This window comes from Streptomyces albireticuli, from assembly GCF_021228125.1.
In the GTDB taxonomy this organism is placed as follows: Bacteria; Actinomycetota; Actinomycetes; order Streptomycetales; family Streptomycetaceae; genus Streptomyces; species Streptomyces albireticuli.
This window is the reverse complement of record NZ_JAJQQS010000009.1, coordinates 298,343-314,787: the sequence shown is the minus strand read 5'-3', so window position 1 is coordinate 314,787 and position 16,445 is coordinate 298,343. Positions and strand designations below refer to the sequence as shown.

The 16,445-nt window shown below is 74.4% G+C and carries 11 protein-coding genes; 5 read left to right on the top strand and 6 right to left on the bottom strand.

The features are described 5' to 3' along the window. Positions 1–9 precede the first annotated feature (9 nt). The 3 genes from LUZ64_RS19005 to LUZ64_RS18995 form a co-directional block, all read right to left on the bottom strand. On the bottom strand, positions 10–1,596 hold the full coding sequence (locus LUZ64_RS19005) for a DUF5719 family protein (protein ID WP_095583494.1): 1,587 nt from the start codon (positions 1,594–1,596) through the stop codon (positions 10–12). After that, positions 1,593–5,498, bottom strand: coding sequence for a glycosyltransferase (locus LUZ64_RS19000; RefSeq protein ID WP_232390150.1), 3,906 nt, complete (start codon positions 5,496–5,498; stop codon positions 1,593–1,595). The genes LUZ64_RS19005 and LUZ64_RS19000 overlap by 4 nt, the downstream gene beginning before the upstream one ends. A 593-nt stretch (positions 5,499–6,091) precedes the next feature. Then, positions 6,092–6,355 carry a WhiB family transcriptional regulator gene (locus LUZ64_RS18995; protein WP_004952403.1) on the bottom strand — a complete coding sequence of 88 codons (264 nt, stop codon included), beginning with the start codon at positions 6,353–6,355 and terminating at the stop codon, positions 6,092–6,094. A gap of 650 nt (positions 6,356–7,005) precedes the next feature. Between LUZ64_RS18995 and LUZ64_RS18990 the strand changes: the two genes are divergently transcribed. The 3 genes from LUZ64_RS18990 (at position 7,006) to LUZ64_RS18980 (ending at position 9,996) form a co-directional block, all read left to right on the top strand. Beyond that, positions 7,006–7,548: a cysteine dioxygenase gene (locus tag LUZ64_RS18990; RefSeq protein WP_095583092.1), complete on the top strand. Its 543-nt coding sequence runs from the start codon at positions 7,006–7,008 to the stop codon at positions 7,546–7,548. Positions 7,549–7,651: 103 nt separating this feature from the next. Further along, the gene (cofD, locus tag LUZ64_RS18985; protein ID WP_095583093.1) at positions 7,652–8,620 is read left to right on the top strand and encodes a 2-phospho-L-lactate transferase; all 969 of its coding nucleotides are present in this window, start codon (positions 7,652–7,654) and stop codon (positions 8,618–8,620) included. After that, on the top strand, positions 8,617–9,996 hold the full coding sequence (locus LUZ64_RS18980) for a coenzyme F420-0:L-glutamate ligase (RefSeq protein WP_095583094.1): 1,380 nt from the start codon (positions 8,617–8,619) through the stop codon (positions 9,994–9,996). The genes cofD and LUZ64_RS18980 overlap by 4 nt, the downstream gene beginning before the upstream one ends. Positions 9,997–10,231: 235 nt before the next feature. Here the strand turns inward: LUZ64_RS18980 and LUZ64_RS18975 are convergent, their stop codons facing one another. The 3 genes from LUZ64_RS18975 to LUZ64_RS18965 form a co-directional block, all read right to left on the bottom strand. After that, positions 10,232–11,134, bottom strand: coding sequence for a DNA-3-methyladenine glycosylase family protein (locus LUZ64_RS18975; protein WP_095583095.1), 903 nt, complete (start codon positions 11,132–11,134; stop codon positions 10,232–10,234). A 130-nt stretch (positions 11,135–11,264) separates the two neighbouring features. Next, positions 11,265–12,347, bottom strand: coding sequence for a mannose-1-phosphate guanylyltransferase (gene manB, locus LUZ64_RS18970; RefSeq protein ID WP_095583096.1), 1,083 nt, complete (start codon positions 12,345–12,347; stop codon positions 11,265–11,267). An 81-nt stretch (positions 12,348–12,428) separates the two neighbouring features. Beyond that, the gene (locus tag LUZ64_RS18965) at positions 12,429–13,919 is read right to left on the bottom strand and encodes a peptidoglycan recognition protein family protein (protein WP_095583097.1); all 1,491 of its coding nucleotides are present in this window, start codon (positions 13,917–13,919) and stop codon (positions 12,429–12,431) included. Positions 13,920–14,047: 128 nt separating this feature from the next. Here LUZ64_RS18965 and LUZ64_RS18960 point away from each other — a divergent pair, with 128 nt between their 5' ends. Together LUZ64_RS18960 and LUZ64_RS18955 are read left to right on the top strand one after the other, a co-directional pair. After that, on the top strand, positions 14,048–14,800 hold the full coding sequence (locus LUZ64_RS18960; protein WP_095583098.1) for a TIGR03089 family protein: 753 nt from the start codon (positions 14,048–14,050) through the stop codon (positions 14,798–14,800). 125 nt (positions 14,801–14,925) lie between these two features. Beyond that, entirely contained in the window at positions 14,926–16,257 is a 1,332-nt protein-coding gene (locus LUZ64_RS18955) for an LCP family protein (RefSeq protein WP_232390151.1), read from the top strand. The last annotated feature ends 188 nt before the right edge of the window (positions 16,258–16,445 follow it).

The window sequence follows — 16,445 nt, the reverse complement described above, 5'->3', positions numbered from 1 at the left end:
CTCCGCCCGTCAGCGGTTCAGCATCGAAAGGTCCTGGCCGACCGCCGGCACCGCCACCGTGGAGCGGTCGTCCGGCACCGGCTGGACCGTGAACATGGGCACGCCGTCCTTCGGCAGCGACAGCGTCCGCGAGACGTGCACCGGGCCCCCCGAGACCTTCTCCACGGTCACCGCGTACGTCCCCTTGAGGCCGGAGGGCTGCGGCGGCTCCACGGCCAGTGTGGTGCCCGGCTTGACCGTGTAGGTCTTGCTCACCGCGGTCCCGCCCTCACTGCCCGCCGACGAGGTGACCTTCACCTCCGCCGCCTCCTTCCCCGGCGCGACCAGGGTGAGCGCGCTGCCCTTGGCGCGGTTGTCGGCGACCGTCCCGCGCCGCTCGACGGGCGCCGTGGCGGGGATGAACGCGGTCTCCTGCTTGTCGTCCTTGCCGCGCGTCACCCGCAGGGCCGCGACGACCGGGGACTTGGCGCCTTCCGCCGTAAGGAGCAGCGACCCCGTCTCACCCTTGGCGACGTCGCCGAGGTCCACGGCCTCCGTCATGCCGCTCTTGACGTGCAGCGTCTCGTGACCGGCCGGGGTGATCGAGCCGCTCGGCCCGGCGAACCGCAGCCTGAGGTCGGCGTCGTCCGTGCCGGGCGCGAAAGCGATCAGCCTTACGGAGGTCGCGTCGGCCGGGATGCCCGGCAGGACGGCGTCGGCGGCCGGTTCGGCGGAGGCCGGCAGCCAGTCGCCGCCGAGCTTCTCGTCGGACGCCTGGACGGCGGCGCCCACCCGGCCGGAGCGGGCGGCGACGTGCAGCGTCGCACTCTCGGCGGGCGCGTCCGCCAGCGTCGACAGGAGCACCGGGACGGTGGACCGGGGCGGAAGGGTGACGCCCTCTCCGGCGGCGGACCTGATCCGGCCGTCCTTGCCGTAGAGCTCCAGGTCGACGACCGCGGCCGTGGTGTCCGGGTTGGTCAGGTGGACGTAGTCCTGGCGCCCCTTGGCGGTGCTCACGCCCGGGAACCAGAAGGACGTGTCGGGGGCCGTACAGGTCAGCCCGTGCAGCCCGCGCCCGCTGCCCGCGCTGACCACGGTGGACTGCTGCACCGTCCAGCCGGGGGCGAGCGCGCCCTCGGCGGCGCCGATGAGGGCGGGCGCGTCGGAGCGGCCCGTACCGGCGGTGGCCGGCTTGCCGGGCTCCTTCGGGGCGAGCACGGACGTGCCGGGGGCCGTCGCGCCCTTGCCGTCGCTCTTGCTCTTCCCGTCCTTGCCGTCCTTCTTGGCGCCGGCCTTGCCCGCGTCCTTACCGGCTTCCTCGGCCGCTTCCGTGACGGCGTCGTCCTTCTTGCCCGGGGCCGCCGCCAGCAGGTCCGCCGCCGCCTTGCCCCCGGACGCGCCGGTGGTCGGCGGCGTGAACGCCGTGTACACGGTCTCCCCCACGTCCGAGGAGGTCGGTGCCGGGCAGAGCGCCGCCGATCGCTGCACGGGCTGCCGGGAGGCCGCCTTCGCGGGCGTCGTGCCCTCGCCGCCGGCGGGCGCGGCGACGACGGCGAGACCCGTGGCGGCGGCGAGCGCCGCGACGGCTCCGAAGAGGGACAGGGTGGTGCGCTTCACTGCTGCTCGCTCCCGTCGCGGTGGGGCGGGGTGCCGCCGCCGTACGTGGTGTCGTAGGGCTGTCCGCCGTAGCTGTACGGGTCGTAGGAACCGGCCGCGTACGGGTCGGCCTGCCGCCCGCCCTGGTAGGGGTCCGGTTGCGGGTACCCGGCCGTCTCCTGGCCCGGCGTGTGGCCCTGCTGCGGATAGTGGGCCTCCTCGTAGGGGACCCCGTAACCGCTCCCGTAGGCGTTTTCCTGGGTGTGCGCGTTGCCCTGGGCGCCCTCGTACGGGCCCTCCTGGTAGCCCTGGGTCGCGTAGTAGCCCTCGTGGGTCGTGTGGTCGGCGTGGCCCGTCCCCCAGCCGTCGCCGGCCTGCTGCTGCCCGTACGGCTGCTGGTGCGGCACGGCCGCGTACGGGTCGGCGGACTGCTGGGCGTAGGGGTCGGCCACCGGCTCCGCCACCGCGGGCGGCGCGGGTGCCGCCGGTGCGGGCGCCCCGCCCCCGGCCTCGGCCGCGGCGCGGAGCCTGCGGGCGCGGCGGCCCTCGCCGGAGCCGGGCCGCGGCGGTACGGGCGCCGCGGTCTCCGTGGCGGGCGCGGCGGAGGCCCCCGGGCTCCCGGCGGGCGCGGCCTCCGGGAGGTCGTCGTCGACCTCGCGGCGGCGGCCCGGCAGGGCGAGGACGACCAGGACGAGGGCGAGCAGCCCCTGCGTCCAGGCCCAGGCCGTGTGCGGCAGGGGGGTCCGGTAGACCAGGGCGATCCGGCCGCCCTCCGGCGGGAGCGCGAAGCCCTGGGCCCAGCCGTCGACGGTGGTGGGCTTGAGCGCCTTGCCGTTCAGGGTGGCCTGCCAGCCGGGGTCGGCCTTGTCCGCGACCCGCAGCACCCGTCCCTCGCCACCGGCGGGGAGCGTGCCGTGCGCCTCGACGGGCCCGGCGGCCACGGGCACCGGGCGGCTGTCCTTACGGCCGCCGCCACCGACCACGGTGACGCGGGCGACGTCCCGGTCGACCCGCCACAGCGAGCTGTTGTCCTGGCGGCTGAGCCGGGTGAGGCCGGTGGTGGTGTCCAGGGCTCGGCCCGTGCTCTTGGGGGCGCTGTCGCGGACGATCACATAGCCGACGGCGTAGTCGGCGAGGGCGCCCGCCTGGTCGGCGCCGGAGCCCGCGACGAGCCCGGCGACGGCGGCGTCGAGCTTCTTGTCGCGCCCGGCGGAGGCGGCGAGCTCGGCGTCACCGAGCCGGGCCCCGGAGCCGCGGACGAGCGCGTAGGTGACGCGCCCGGCCTCGCCGCCGAGCACCAGGGTGCGGGCCTGGTCGCGGGTGGCCGCCTCCTCCGCGACGAACGCGGGCACCTGCGCGGCGGCGCGGCGCTCCAGCGGCCCGTCCGCGCCGCCCACCGCCCACGCGGCCGCGGCGGCCAGGGGGGCGGCGATCGCGGCGACGGCGACGAGGGCCGCGACGGGCTGCCGCCAGCCGAAGCTGAGGGCCGCGACGCGCTCGCGCGCGCCCTCGGCTCCGACGACGGACGCGGCGATGAGCGCCAGGCAGTAGACGAGGGTGGCGGGGCCGGCCCAGCCGGAGGCGCCCCTGGTGAGCACCGCGCACAGCAGGGCGGCCAGGGCAGCGGCCCAGGCGGTGCGGACCGCGCGCCCGCGGTCGGCTCGGAGCAGGGCCGCCAGCGCGGCCAGCAGCACGCCGGTGAACAGGAGACCGCCGAAGGTCTTCGGGCCGCCCGGGTCGCCGGTGAGCAGGTGCCAGGGCGCGGACGCGGCCGGCGCCGGCTCGATGCCGGCCTCGGTGAGGAAGCGGCCGGGGTGCGCGAGCAGCCCGAACGACCAGGGGGCGAGGACGGCGAGCGGGGTGACGGCGGCGGTCAGGAAGCGGGTGCCGTGGACGGCGGGCCGGCCACCGCCGCGCGTGAGGGACCAGGCGAGCGCGCCGAGGCCCAGGACGACGGCGAGCGGCCAGACGACGGGCGTGAAGGCGGTGGTGACGGTGAGCAGGAGGGCGTACGCCCATGTCGCGCGCCAGGTGGGGCGCGCCCCGGGCGTCCGCAGTCCGGCGCTCGCGACGGCCGTGCGCGCCATGGGCGGCAGCAGGACGGCCAGGACCGCCGTGCCCAGCCGGCCGGTGGCGAGGGCGCCGGTGGCGGCGGGCAGGAAGGCGTAGGCGACGCTCGCCCAGGCCCGCAGGAGGCGTGAGGAGACCAGCGTGCGGGAAGAGAAGTAGGCGGTGAGCCCGGCCAGGGGCACCGAGCAGACGAGCAGCAGGGTGAGGGTGAAGCCGGTGGAGCCGAGGAAGAGCGCCGACAGGCCGGCGAGGACCGCGAGATAGGGCGGCGCCGCGCCGGTGGTGCCGGTGCCCACGGGATGCCAGGCGTCGGCGTAGCGGGCCCAGAGGCCGGAGACGCCGTCGGGGGCGGGCAGCAGGGCGCCGCCGGACAGGGAGCCCCCGCCGAGGAGCCCGCGGCAGGCGACGAGCGAGACGAGCAGGAGGACGGCGAAGAGGACGGGGCCGGGCTTGCGGGCGATCCGCTTGAGCCGGGCGAACTGCTCGATCTCCAGGAAGTCGGCGTCCTCGCCGCCGGGCCCGGACTCGACGGCGCCGTGCCGTCCGGCGGAGGAGGCCTCGCCGTCCGGGCGGCCGCCGAGGCCGCTCGCGAGTCCTTCGACGGTGGCCCGGACGGTGGCGCCGACGGGTGGGAAGAGCGGCCGCAGCTCGCTCGGGGCCACGGCCGGGCGGCCGCGTCTCTTCCGTGCGGCGCTGAGCCTGCCGGGGCGCAGCAGGGTGCCGAAGAGGCCGGTGAGCTCGTCCAGGGCCTGTCCGGGCGCCTTGCCGAGGAGGTATCCGAGGGCGCGCAGCAGGGTGCCGAGGACCAGCCGGACCAGGACGTACGGCAGGAGCTTGCCGTGGGTGTTGGCGAGGAGGGTGTGGACGGCGCCCGCCTTGTCGACGCGGTGCGGGCCGGCCGCGGTGCGGCCGGCGCAGTCGACGGGGCGGCGCTCGCGGGCGGCGGCCTCGGCGTGCCGGGCGACGGCGTCGGGCGCGATGAGGACCCGGTGGCCGGCGGCGTGGGCGCGCCAGCACAGGTCGACGTCGTCGCGCATGAGGGGCAGTCGGCTGTCGAAGCCGCCGAGCTTCTCGTAGACGTCGCGGCGGATCAGCATGCCGGCGGTGGACACGGAGAGCACGGAGCGCACCTGGTCGTGCTGGCCCTGGTCCTGCTCGCGGCGCTCCAGGCCGGTCCAGCGGCGGCCGCTGCGGGCGATGGAGACGCCCACCTCCAGCAGTTGCCTGCGGTCGTACCAGCTGCGGAGCTTGGGGCCGACGACGGCGGCGTCGGGCTCCGCGTCGGCGGCGCGCAGGAGTTCGTGGAGGGCGCCGGGCTCGGGGGCGCAGTCGTCGTGCAGGAGCCACAGCCACTGGACGGGTTCGAGGTCCCCGGTGCCCTGGCCGGTCCGGCCGCCGCGGCCTCCGGCGTCGTAACCGTGCGGGTCGTCGGGGTCCTCGCGCCAGGTGCGGCTGACGGGGTCCCAGCCGCTCGAACGCTTGAGGTACGGCAGCGTCTCCGGGTCCGGCGCGGGGACGGAGCGCACGGCCTCGTCGACGGCCGCGCCGAAGCCGGTGCGGCGGGCGAGGTGCAGGACGCGGTCGTCGCCGAGGGCCTCGGCCAGCAGCCGGGCGGAGTCGTCGGTGCTCGCGGTGTCGGCGCCGACGGCGCCCTGCACGGGGCGTTCCTGGCCGAGCAGGCCGGCCAGGGCGTCGGGCAGCCAGCGGGCGCCGTCATGGGCGACGAGCACGGCGGTGACGACGTGCCGGGGGAAGGCCGGCGGCACGGCGGAGTCGTACCCGGGCAGGGGGGTGGGGGCGAACGGAGCGGAGCCGGCCGGGTGGTGGGCCGCCGTGGTGCTGTGCTCGGACATCGGGGTACGGGCCCTCCGGCCGGGGTCCGGAGGTCACCCCCCGGAAGACTGCTGTGCTGGACTGCGGACGGTGCGCCCCAGCGGGGCGGCGGTGCGTCGCGGACGGGCCACCACACTAGTGGCTGCGCACACAGCGGTCCGCCTCGCTCGGGCGGCGCCCGGGAGACGGACCGTTCGTCGGGGGAAGGCTGTCACCGGTCACGGGACCGGTCACTGAGCGGGTCACTGAGCGGGTCACGGAACCGGTCACGAACCGCTCGTGGAGTCGGTCGCGGAACCCGTGGCGGGCCTGTCGCGGGACCTGCCGCGGCACCGGCCCGGACACCGGTGTCGGGAACCGGTCGACGCACCGCTCGGGATACCGGGCGGAGAACCGGTGGGGGTTCCCCTGCGGGGCCCCGGTAAGCGCGCTCCGGCGGAGAAGCCGGTGCGGGTTTGCGGTCCTGAACTCGCGCGGGCCGGACTCTTCTCCGGTTTCCCGGCATGTCTTCCATAAGACCGTTCATCAGATCCATAGGATCTGTATGACCTATCGGGATCCGTGGCGGATCCCGCTCGGATCCGTGCCGGATCCGGCCGCCCGATGCGGACGGTCAGACCGCGGCTTTCTTGAGGCGGCGGCGTTCGCGCTCGGACAAGCCGCCCCAGATGCCGAAGCGTTCGTCATTGGCAAGGGCATATTCAAGGCACTCCGAGCGGACCTCGCAGGCGAGGCAGACCTTCTTGGCCTCGCGGGTGGATCCACCCTTTTCGGGGAAGAAGGACTCGGGATCGGTCTGAGCGCACAGTGCGCGCTCCTGCCAGCCGAGCTCCTCGTCCGCCTCCTCGACCAGCAGTTGCTGAAACAGCTCGGTCATGTGCGCCCCTCGTCTGTCATTTGCGTCCCCGTGATGCTGCCTTCATCAAAGCGGCAGAACGACACGGGTGAAATTACAAGTGTGCCGATCCGGGCCAGTCAAGCCGAGATCTGCTATTGGGCCCCTTATTCACTCTGCGGAACCAAAGCCAAGCAGAAAGTGCCCAAAACAATACAAGTCCGGACACATAGATCTGCTCACCACGACCGCCACGCGACCTCTCCATGAGGTGAGGACGCCACACGCGGCAGTCCCGTTGCACCGTCCGGCCGAACGATGTTTACGGCCCCGACTGGAGCGCCACCTGTCCGTACCCGCACATACGCAAACCTTTCGGCACCCACAGCAACCGGATGAGGTGAAAGATTAGCCCCAAAACGGACACTCGGTTGACAGAGCGAGGTCGCGCCCGCCACCTTGTTTCCATGCCAGCTATCGCCGCCCTCAGCCTGACCCGCGCCTACGGGTCCCGCTGCGCCGTGCAGGCACGCTGTCGCTGTTCCAGCTGTTGATGCCCACGCGCTCCAGCTGACCTTCACACCTCACCGCCCCGCCGAGGGCTCGCGCTCACGCACGCCCGTACGCGGCTCCGCGTCACCCGTTCCGCCTGCTCCGCGCCGCCCCAGCACTTCCGCCGAGGAATCCCGCACATGAACAGCGATGTCCAGATCGCCGGCGACCCGCTCGCCGTCCCGCACCTGATGCCGCCGGTGCCCGCCCACCCCAGCACCGTCGCCGAGTTCGCGGGGCTTGCCCGCGCGGTCGCCGCCGACCGCGCCTCCTGGGCCCACCTCGTCCGGTACGACGCCACCAGCCGCTGGTACCACCGCCTGCGCACCGGCCCCGGCTACGAGGCCTGGCTGCTGAGCTGGGTCCCCGGCCAGGGCAGCGGCCCGCACGACCACGGCCCCTCCTCCGGTGTGCTGACCGTCCTCCAGGGTGAACTCACCGAGATCACCGGGGGCACGGGGCCGCACGGCGGCGCCCGCAGGCGGCTGCGCGCCGGAGCGCAGCGGGTCTTCGCGCCCGGCTACGCCCACGAGGTCGTCAACGACTCCCTCGCCCCGGCCGTCAGCCTCCACATCTACTCCCCCGGGCTCACGGAGATGCCCATGCACGGGAAAACGCACGAGCACGGGACCCGGGGCGCCGCCGCGTCCCCGCTCTCCCTCCAGGACGTGCTGCGCGGCTGACCCTCGCGCCCCCGCCGCCCCCGCCGCCGCCCGACCGATGCCCGGCCGGCGCCCCTCAGGGGCAGACCTCCGGTCTGACGGCCCGCCTGACAGACTGCCCTTCATGCAGCGCATTGTGGTTCTGGCCGGCGGGATCGGGGGCGCCCGCTTCCTTCGTGGCCTCAAGTCAGCAGCTCCCGACGCGGACATCACCGTCATCGGCAACACGGGTGACGACATCCACCTCTTCGGGCTCAAGGTCTGTCCCGACCTCGACACCGTGATGTACACCCTCGGCGGGGGCATCCACGAGGAGCAGGGGTGGGGGCGGACTGGGGAGACCTTCGCGGTGAAGGAGGAACTGGCGGCCTACGGCGTGGGGCCCGGCTGGTTCGGCCTGGGCGACCGCGACTTCGCCACGCACATCGTCCGTACGCAGATGCTCGCCGCCGGCTATCCCCTCAGCGCCGTCACCGAGGCGCTCTGCGAGCGGTGGCAGCCCGGCGTCCGGCTGATCCCCATGAGCGACGACCGCGTCGAGACCCATGTCATGACCGACGACCCGGCGGCCCCCGGCGGCCGCAAGGCGATCCACTTCCAGGAGTACTGGGTCCGGCTGCGGGCAGAGGTGCCCGCGCACGCGATCGTGCCCGTGGGCGCCGACGAGGCCAAGCCCGCGCCCGGCGTCCTGGAGGCGCTCGCCGAGGCCGACGTCATCCTCTTCCCGCCGTCCAACCCCGTCGTCAGCGTCGGCACCATCCTCGCCGTGCCGGGCGTCCGCGACGCCGTCGCGGCCTCCGCCGCGCCCGTCGTGGGCCTCTCCCCCATCGTCGGGGACGCCCCGGTGCGCGGCATGGCCGACAAGGTCCTCGCCGCCGTCGGCGTCGAGTCCACCGCCGCGGCCGTCGCCCGCCACTACGGCTCCGGTCTCATCGACGGCTGGCTCGTCGACACCGTGGACGCCGGCTCCGTGCCCGACGTCGAGGCCGCGGGCATCCGCTGCCGCGCCGTGCCGCTCATGATGACCGACGTCGAGGCCACGGCCCGGATGGCCGCCGAGGCGCTCTCCCTCGCCGCGGAGGTGCGCGCGTGACCTCCTCCCTCCCGGCCCCCGCGGCCCCTGCGGCTCCCGAGACCCCCGCGGCCCCCGGGTACCGCGTCTGGGCCCTCCCCGGCATCCCCGAGGTGCGGCCCGGCGACGACCTCGTCAAGCTCATCGCCGCCGCCGCGACCGCCGACGGACTGCCCGGCCTCGCCGACGGTGACGTCCTGCTCGTCACCTCGAAGATCGTCAGCAAGGCCGAGGGCCGCATCGTCGAGGCCGCCGACCGCCAGGCCGCCATAGACGCCGAGGCGGTCCGGGTCGTCGCGCGGCGCGGCGAACTCCGCATCGTCGAGAGCCGGCTCGGGCTCGTCATGGCCGCCGCCGGCGTCGACGCCTCCAACACCGCGGCCGGCACGATCCTGCTGCTCCCCGAGGACCCCGACGCCTCCGCCCGCGCCCTCCGCGCCGGGCTGCGGGACGCCCTCGGCGTCGACGTCGGCGTCGTCGTCACCGACACCTTCGGGCGCCCCTGGCGCAGCGGGCTCACGGACGTCGCCATCGGCGCGGCCGGGGTGCGGGTGCTGGACGACCTGCGCGGGGGCGTGGACTCGCACGGCAACCCCCTGAACGTGACGATCGTCGCCACGGGCGACGAGCTGGCCGCCGCCGGTGATCTGGTGAAGGGGAAGGCTTCCGGGCTGCCTGTCGCCGTTGTCCGGGGGCTTCCCCATGTCGTCTCCACGGGCGAGGGCTCTGGTGACGACGAGCTCGGAGCGCGTGCTCTCGTGCGTAACGCCGCCGACGACATGTTCCGGCTCGGCACCTCCGAGGCCGTGCGCGAGGCCGTGACGCTCCGGCGCACCGTCCGCGAGTTCACCGACGCCCCCGTCGACCCCGGCGCGGTGCGCCGCGCCGTCGCCGCCGCCGTCACCGCTCCGGCCCCGCACCACACCACGCCGTGGCGGTTCGTCCTGCTGGAGTCCGAGTCGTCGCGCGTGGCCCTGCTCGACGCCATGCGGGACGCCTGGATCGCGGACCTGCGGGGGGACGGGTTCGGCGAGGAGAGCATCGCCAAGCGGGTGCGGCGGGGCGATGTGCTGCGCAACGCCCCGTACCTGGTCGTGCCTTGTCTGGTGATGGACGGCTCCCACACGTATCCGGACGCGCGGCGCAACGCCTCCGAGCGGGAGATGTTCGTCGTCGCCGCCGGCGCCGGCGTGCAGAACTTCCTGGTCGCGCTCGCCGGTGAGCGGCTGGGGTCGGCCTGGGTCTCCTCGACGATGTTCTGCCGCGATGTGGTGCGGTCGGTGCTGTCGCTGCCGGAGAACTGGGATCCGATGGGTGCCGTGGCCGTCGGGCACGCCGCCGCTCCGCCTCGGGAGCGGCCCGCTCGGGACGTCTCGGACTTCGTGTCCGTGCGGTAGCGGACGTCCTTCGGGTCGTACGAGGCCGGGCGTCCGTTCCTACGGGGCCGGGTGTCCGTGGTGCGGGCGCCCGGCCCTCCGGGGCAGGGCCCTGGACCGTATATTTACGGCGCCGTGCGGGTCGCCTCCCGGCCTTCCGCCGGTTCCGCGCCGCGAATACACGGAAGCGTCCAGGGCCCTGCCCCTGCGGGCCCGGCACCCTCCTCGCCGTCGCCCCCTTGACCGGACGTCCTGCTCAGAGTCCTCTGATGTCGTTCACCGACAGTCTCGGTGCTCTTCTCGGCTGTGCCCTCGTCATCAGGAGGATGAGTCTGCACGCCCGGTGCCGCTGGCCCTCGTACGGGGCCAGCAGGTCGAGCATCCCCGCGTCGTCCGTCCCCCTGGCCCCCGTCAGCGCGTAGCCCACCGTCCTCGGCAGGTGCAGGTCGCCCACCGTGACCGCGTCCGGCGCGCCGTTGCTGCGCTGGATCGTCTCCGCCGCCGTCCACGGGCCGATGCCCGGGATCGCCTGGAGGCGGGCCGCCGCCGCGGGGCCGTCCATCTCGGCCGCCTCCTCCAGCCTCGCCGCCGAGCGGGCCGCCCGGACGATCGCCGCCGACCGCTTCCCGTCGACGCCCGCCCTGTGCCACTCCCAGGAGGGGATCAGGGCCCAGGCCCGTGGCTCCGGCATCACACGCATGCGGGGCGCCGGTCCCGGTGCCGGCTCGCCGTGCCGCTGGAGCAGCAGCCGCCAGGCCCGGTACGCCTCGTCGCTGGTCACCTTCTGTTCCAGGACCGCCGGGATCAGCGACTCCATGACCAGGCCGGTGCGGGCCAGGCGCAGGCCCGGGTTGCGGCGGTGCGCCTCGTGGAGGAGGCGGTGGCGCGGTACGAACGCCTCCGGGTCGTCCGTCGCGCCGAGCAGGGTGGGGAGGGTCTCCAGGAGCCAGTCCGCGCCCGGCCCCCACGCCTCGGCCCGTACCCCGCCGTCCCGGGGCACCAGGTGGAGGGTGCCCGGGCCCGCCGGGGTGCGGCTGGCCCGCCAGACCGATCCGTCCGGGTCCTGGCGGTAGGCCGGGTCGCCGGGGCCGCGCCCCAGGACGCCCAGGGTGCGTCCCAGGTCGTACGGGCCCGGTGGGGCCCATGTGCGCGTTGCCATTCGGTCAGGGTACGTCCGAACGGAAAGGGAACGGGATGTTCCGCCTCCGTTTTCGGGGTCGCGAGACGCTGCTGAGAATTGGTGTGAGGAAATCACTCTTGTGAGTGATGGGCTTGCTCCGCCGTGACGGTCACTGGTCCGACGAGAACCGGATGGCCGCGTCCGGGATCCTCGCCCCGCACCAGATCCTCGCCCCGGCCCGCAGCTCGTTGTCGGCGCCGATCTCGGCCCCGTCCCCGATGACCGCGCCGTCGAGGACCGTACGGGCCCCGATCCGGGCCCCCGCGCCCACCAGCGAGTCACGCACCTGCGCGCCCGCCTCGATGACCGCGCCGTCCAGCACCGTGCTGCCGTCCACCTCCGCGCCCGGTGCCACACGGGCCCCCGCGCCGATGACCGTGCCGCCCGTGAGCTTGGCGTCCGGGGCCACCTCGGCGGTGTCGAGGACCAGCCGGTCGCCGCAGCGGCCCGGGACCGCCGGGGACGGCGCCCGGCCCATGACCAGGTCCGCCGAGCCGCGCACGAACGCCTGGGGGGTGCCGAGGTCGAGCCAGTACGTGGAGTCGACCATGCCCTGGAGGTGGGCGCCCGCCGCCAGCAGGCCGGGGAACGTCTCGCGCTCCACCGAGACCGGGCGGCCCTCCGGGATGGTGTCGATCACCGAGCGGTTGAAGACGTAGGCACCCGCGTTGATCTGGTCCGTGACGATCTCCTCGGGCGTCTGCGGCTTCTCCAGGAAGGCCGTCACCCGCCCGTCCGGGTCGGTCGGGACCAGCCCGAAGGCACGGGGGTCCGCCACCCGGGTCAGGTGCAGGGAGACGTCCGCGCCCGCCGTGCGATGGGTGTCGACCAGGGCCTCGATGTCGAGGCCGGTGAGGATGTCGCCGTTGAAGATCAGGACCGGGTCGTCCGGGCCGGAGCGCAGCTTGGCGGCCACGTTGCGGATCGCGCCGCCCGTGCCCAGCGGCTCCTTCTCGGTGACGTACTCCAGGTGCAGGCCCAGCGCGGAGCCGTCGCCGAAGTACGGCTCGAAGACCTCGGCCAGATAGGACGTGGCCAGCACGATGTGGTCGATCCCCGCCGCCCGCGCCCGCGCCAGCTGGTGCGTGAGGAAGGGGACGCCGGCGGCCGGGACCATGGGCTTGGGCGTGTTCATCGTGAGCGGGCGGAGCCGGGTTCCCTTGCCGCCGACCAGGAGGATCGCTTCTGTCACCTTGTCGTCTCTGCTTCCTGCTGGGGCCGGGCCGTGATCGGCGGCCAGTGTATGCAGACCCGGAGTAGGTGGATTGCCAGATCAGCGTCCCTGGAGCCGCGCCGCCGTGGACCGCGCCGTGCCGAGCCTGCTGTAGAGGCGGTCACCGGGGCACTCCGTCGCGTAGCCGTCGCGGTGCCCGGAGATGACCTTGAGCTTGACCGAGGTCCCCTTCTTGAACAGGTTGCCGCCGCCGGACACCAGCGTCGTGGTGCCCCTCGGGTTGGCCCCGAACAGTCCGAGCTTCCAGGCGGTGAGGGCGCCGACGGCGCTCACGGCCGCGGTGGGCGGGCTGCTCTTGTCGAATGTTCCGAGAACGGCGATGCCCATGCTGTTGGTGTTGAAACCGAGGGTGTGGGCGCCCATGACGGCCCTGGCCACACCGCCGGCGCGGCCTTCGTAGATCTTCCCGCACTTGTCGATAAGGAAGTTGTAGCCCAGGTCCCGCCAGCCGCTGCTCACCACGTGGTAGCGGTAGATACTGCGGATGACCGAGGCGGACTGAGCGCAGGTGTAGCGGTTGCCGGAGGCCGAGTGGTGCACGAAGGCGGCCCGCACGGTGTTGGTGTACGAGAAGCCCTTCTCGCGCAGCGACTCGTCGGCCCCCCAGCCGACCCGGGTGACGATGCGCGGGCGCGGGCCGGCGTAGCGGCCGGTGTCGGCCATCGGGTTGTCGACGTCGTCGAGGTCCCCGGGGTACGTGGCGTCGACGGGGTCCCCGTACTCCGAGACCCGGGGCACCGAGGCGTCGTCGGGGTCCATCGGGAATTCCGGGTCGTCGGCCCGATGGCCGCCGCCCCGGCCGGCGCCGGTGGCGGCGATGTCGGCCACCGAGGCGGTCTTGCCCGCCGCCGGGATCTCGGTGGCGCCCAGCGGGACCAGCGGGGCGTTGGCGGCCGAGGTGGCGATCTCCTCCTCGGTGTCCGGCGGCGCGGCGGCGCGGGTGCGGACGGGGTCCTCGCCGGGGTCGACGAGCTCCAGGCGCATACCGGCCGGCAGGGCGCGGCCCTCCGGGGTCCGGTCGGCGACGGCCTCCGGGCGGACGCGGACCTGGATGGCGTCGGAGGCGCCGACCCACAGCGGCGCGGTCGAGCCGCGCAGCCGCCCGCCGCGGCCCTCGGCCGAGTCGAGGTCGGGCCGGTCGTCGTCATGGGTCTGCACGTCCTGCCACTTCGACCAGTCGCCGTTGGCCACCGCGCGGGTGCGCACCTGGGCCAGGCCGCGCAGTTCGGCGGAGGCGTCGTCCCAGACGATGCCGACCAGGGAGAAGGGCTTCACCTCCCGTTCCAGCAAGCCCTGCTCGGGGGCGGGCCCGCCCCCGAAGGCGCGCGCCCGGCCACCGGCGGCGAGCGGGATCAGCGGCACCGACCGCGTCGAGCCGGGGACCGCCCGGGGCGCGGCGGGCGCGTGCCCCTTGCTCCCACGGACCCCCGGGGCGGGCGAGGGAGCCGCCCCGTAAGAGGTCGCGAGGAAGGGCAGGGTGAGGGCGGCGGCGCATGCGGTCACGATCGAGGAGACAAGAAATCCACGCATAAAAGAAATCCTGGACATATACGGGCAGACATGTCCATTCAGCGGGTGACGGCCAGTCGGCCGTGGCGGACGTCCCCGCGAGCCCGTTCCCTCGGTGCGCGACCGGCCCGCCGCGTACCCTGACGGCGATGAACGCCACCGATCGCACCCCCGCCGACCTGCTGCGTTCCGCGCTCGCCGCGGACCCGGCCCGCCCGCTCGTGACCTTCTACGACGACGCCACCGGCGAACGCGTGGAACTGTCCGTGGCGACCTTCGCCAATTGGGTGGCGAAGACCGCCAATCTGCTCCAGGACGCCTACTCGGCCGAGCCGGGCGACCGCGTCGCCCTGCACCTGCCGGCCCACTGGCAGACCGCCGTCTGGCTGCTGGCCTGCGCGTCCGTCGGCGTGGTGGCCGACGTGGGCGGCGACCCGGCCGCCGCGGACCTGGTCGTCAGCGGCCCGGACGCCCTGGAGGAGGCGCGCGCGTGCTCCGGAGAGCGCGTGGCCCTCGCCCTGCGCCCCTTGGGTGGCCGGTTCCCCCAGCCGCCCGAGGGCTTCGCCGACTACGCCGTCGAGGTGCCGAGCCAGGGCGACCGTTTCGCCCCGTACGTACCCGTGGACCCGGACGCGCCCTTCCTCGTCGTGGGCGGCCTGGAGCTGACGGGCGCCCAGCTGGTGGAGCGGGCCCGTACGGACGCCTTCCAGCACGGCCTCGGCACGGGCTCGCGGATGCTCTCCGGCCTGCCGTACGACAGCTGGGAGGGACTCTCCGCCGGCCTCTTCGCCCCGCTGGCGGCCGGTGGCTCCGTGGTGCTCTGCCGCAACCTCGACCGGCTCTCCGGCGGTGGCCTGGACAAGCGCCGGGAGACCGAGCGCGTCACCGTGACGGCCCTCTGACGCTGCCGCATCCGCGCCGCCGCGCGATGATCGGGGGGCACGCACACAGCGCAAGGCGCGGGCCCCCCGCGCGGACCAGGCCCCCTACGGAGGCACGTACCACCCGGTGAGGGAGGGACGCAGCCGTGCACGACAGCATCGATCTCCTCCCGCCCGCGCCCCGGCGGCGGCGCCGCTGGCTGCGCTGGCTGGCCCTGGGCCTGGTGGTGCTGACGCTCGCCGTGGTGGCCGTGGGCTGGCTGCTCTACCAGCGGCTCGACAGCAACATCACCACGGACACCGCGACCGCGAACGAACTGGCGCGCTACGAGAAGGAGCGCCCCTCGGAGCTGGTGGCCGGCGCGCAGAACATCCTGATCATCGGCTCGGACACCCGCGACGGCCCCGGCAACGCCAGCTACGGCGAGGACAGCGGCCAGCGCTCGGACACCACGATCCTGCTGCACGTGGCCGCCGACCGGCGCGGCGCGACCGCCGTCAGCCTGCCGCGCGACCTGATGGCGAGGATCCCGGCCTGCCGCCGCCCGGACGGCACCGAGACCAACGAGCGGTTCGCCCAGTTCAACTGGGCCTTCGAGCTCGCGGGCGCGGCCTGCACTATCCGTACCGTCGAGAACATCAGTCACATCCGCATCAATCACCATGTGATCGTCGACTTCAACGGCTTCAAGCGGCTGGTCGACGCGATCGACGGGGTCGAGGTGTGCCTCAAGCAGGCCGTGGACGACCCTGAGGCGCGGCTCAAGCTCCCGGCGGGCCGTCAGGTGCTCCTCGGGGAGCAGGCGCTCGGCTACGTACGCGCCCGCTACAGCCTCGGCAACGGCAGTGACACCGAGCGGATGGGGAGACAGCAGGAGTTCCTGGGAGCCCTGTTCAAGGAGATGCAGAGCAACGGGGTACTGCTCAACCCGGCGCGGCTCTACCCGGTGCTGGACGCGGCGACGTCCTCGCTGACCACGGACGCCGGGCTGGACACCCTGCGGAAGATGTACGACCTGGTGCGCACCGTGCGCGGCATCCCCAGCGACCGGGTCCAGTTCCTCACGGTGCCGCGCCGCCCGTACCCGTACAACCCGGCCCGTGACGAGCTCGTCCAGCCGGACGCCGACCAGCTCTTCGAGCAACTGCGCCGGGACCGCCCGGTGTCGGTGAGCGCCCACGTCCGGCCCGCGGACGGCAAGCCCGGCGGCAAGCCGGCGGCGGGCGCGGCGGGGCGGTCGTGGAACGGCGCCGAGGTCGAGGCCGAGGAATGGACCCCGGAGCCCGGGAGCCCCGCCGAGTACGACGTTCCCTCCCCCTCCGAGCCCTCTTACGGGCCCGCCTCCTCACCCGCCTACGGAGAGCGGTCCATCGCCCCTCCCGGCGCCTCCCCCATGAGCCCCCCGGCCGTCTCTCCGTCACCTACCGCCCCTCCCACATACGAGGGAACCACCGCAGCACACGGCATCTGTGGATGAATCGCCCGAAGCGTATGATCGGGTTTTTGCGTGGGCGAAGGGATTGGGCAGATTGCCCAGTTGTAGGGGAGTGGAATTTGTCACCGGCGTCGCTTGGCGCTGAACTGGGCGGATAGTGTGAGCGATCCGGTGCGCACGGCCGGCTGACCGCGCACTGCACTGATGACGTGACCGAGCGCCTCTGGGGG

What these genes read in the sequence shown, in the direction of transcription:
- LUZ64_RS19000 (WP_232390150.1), bottom strand. Translation starts at nt 5,498, where the DNA reads ATGTCCGAGCACAGCACCACGGCGGCCCACCACCCGGCCGGCTCCGCT.
- LUZ64_RS18995 (WP_004952403.1), bottom strand. Translation starts at nt 6,355, where the DNA reads ATGACCGAGCTGTTTCAGCAACTGCTGGTCGAGGAGGCGGACGAGGAG.
- LUZ64_RS18990 (WP_095583092.1), top strand. Translation starts at nt 7,006, where the DNA reads ATGAACAGCGATGTCCAGATCGCCGGCGACCCGCTCGCCGTCCCGCAC.
- cofD (WP_095583093.1), top strand. Translation starts at nt 7,652, where the DNA reads ATGCAGCGCATTGTGGTTCTGGCCGGCGGGATCGGGGGCGCCCGCTTC.
- LUZ64_RS18975 (WP_095583095.1), bottom strand. Translation starts at nt 11,134, where the DNA reads ATGGCAACGCGCACATGGGCCCCACCGGGCCCGTACGACCTGGGACGC.
- LUZ64_RS18965 (WP_095583097.1), bottom strand. Translation starts at nt 13,919, where the DNA reads ATGCGTGGATTTCTTGTCTCCTCGATCGTGACCGCATGCGCCGCCGCC.
- LUZ64_RS18960 (WP_095583098.1), top strand. Translation starts at nt 14,048, where the DNA reads ATGAACGCCACCGATCGCACCCCCGCCGACCTGCTGCGTTCCGCGCTC.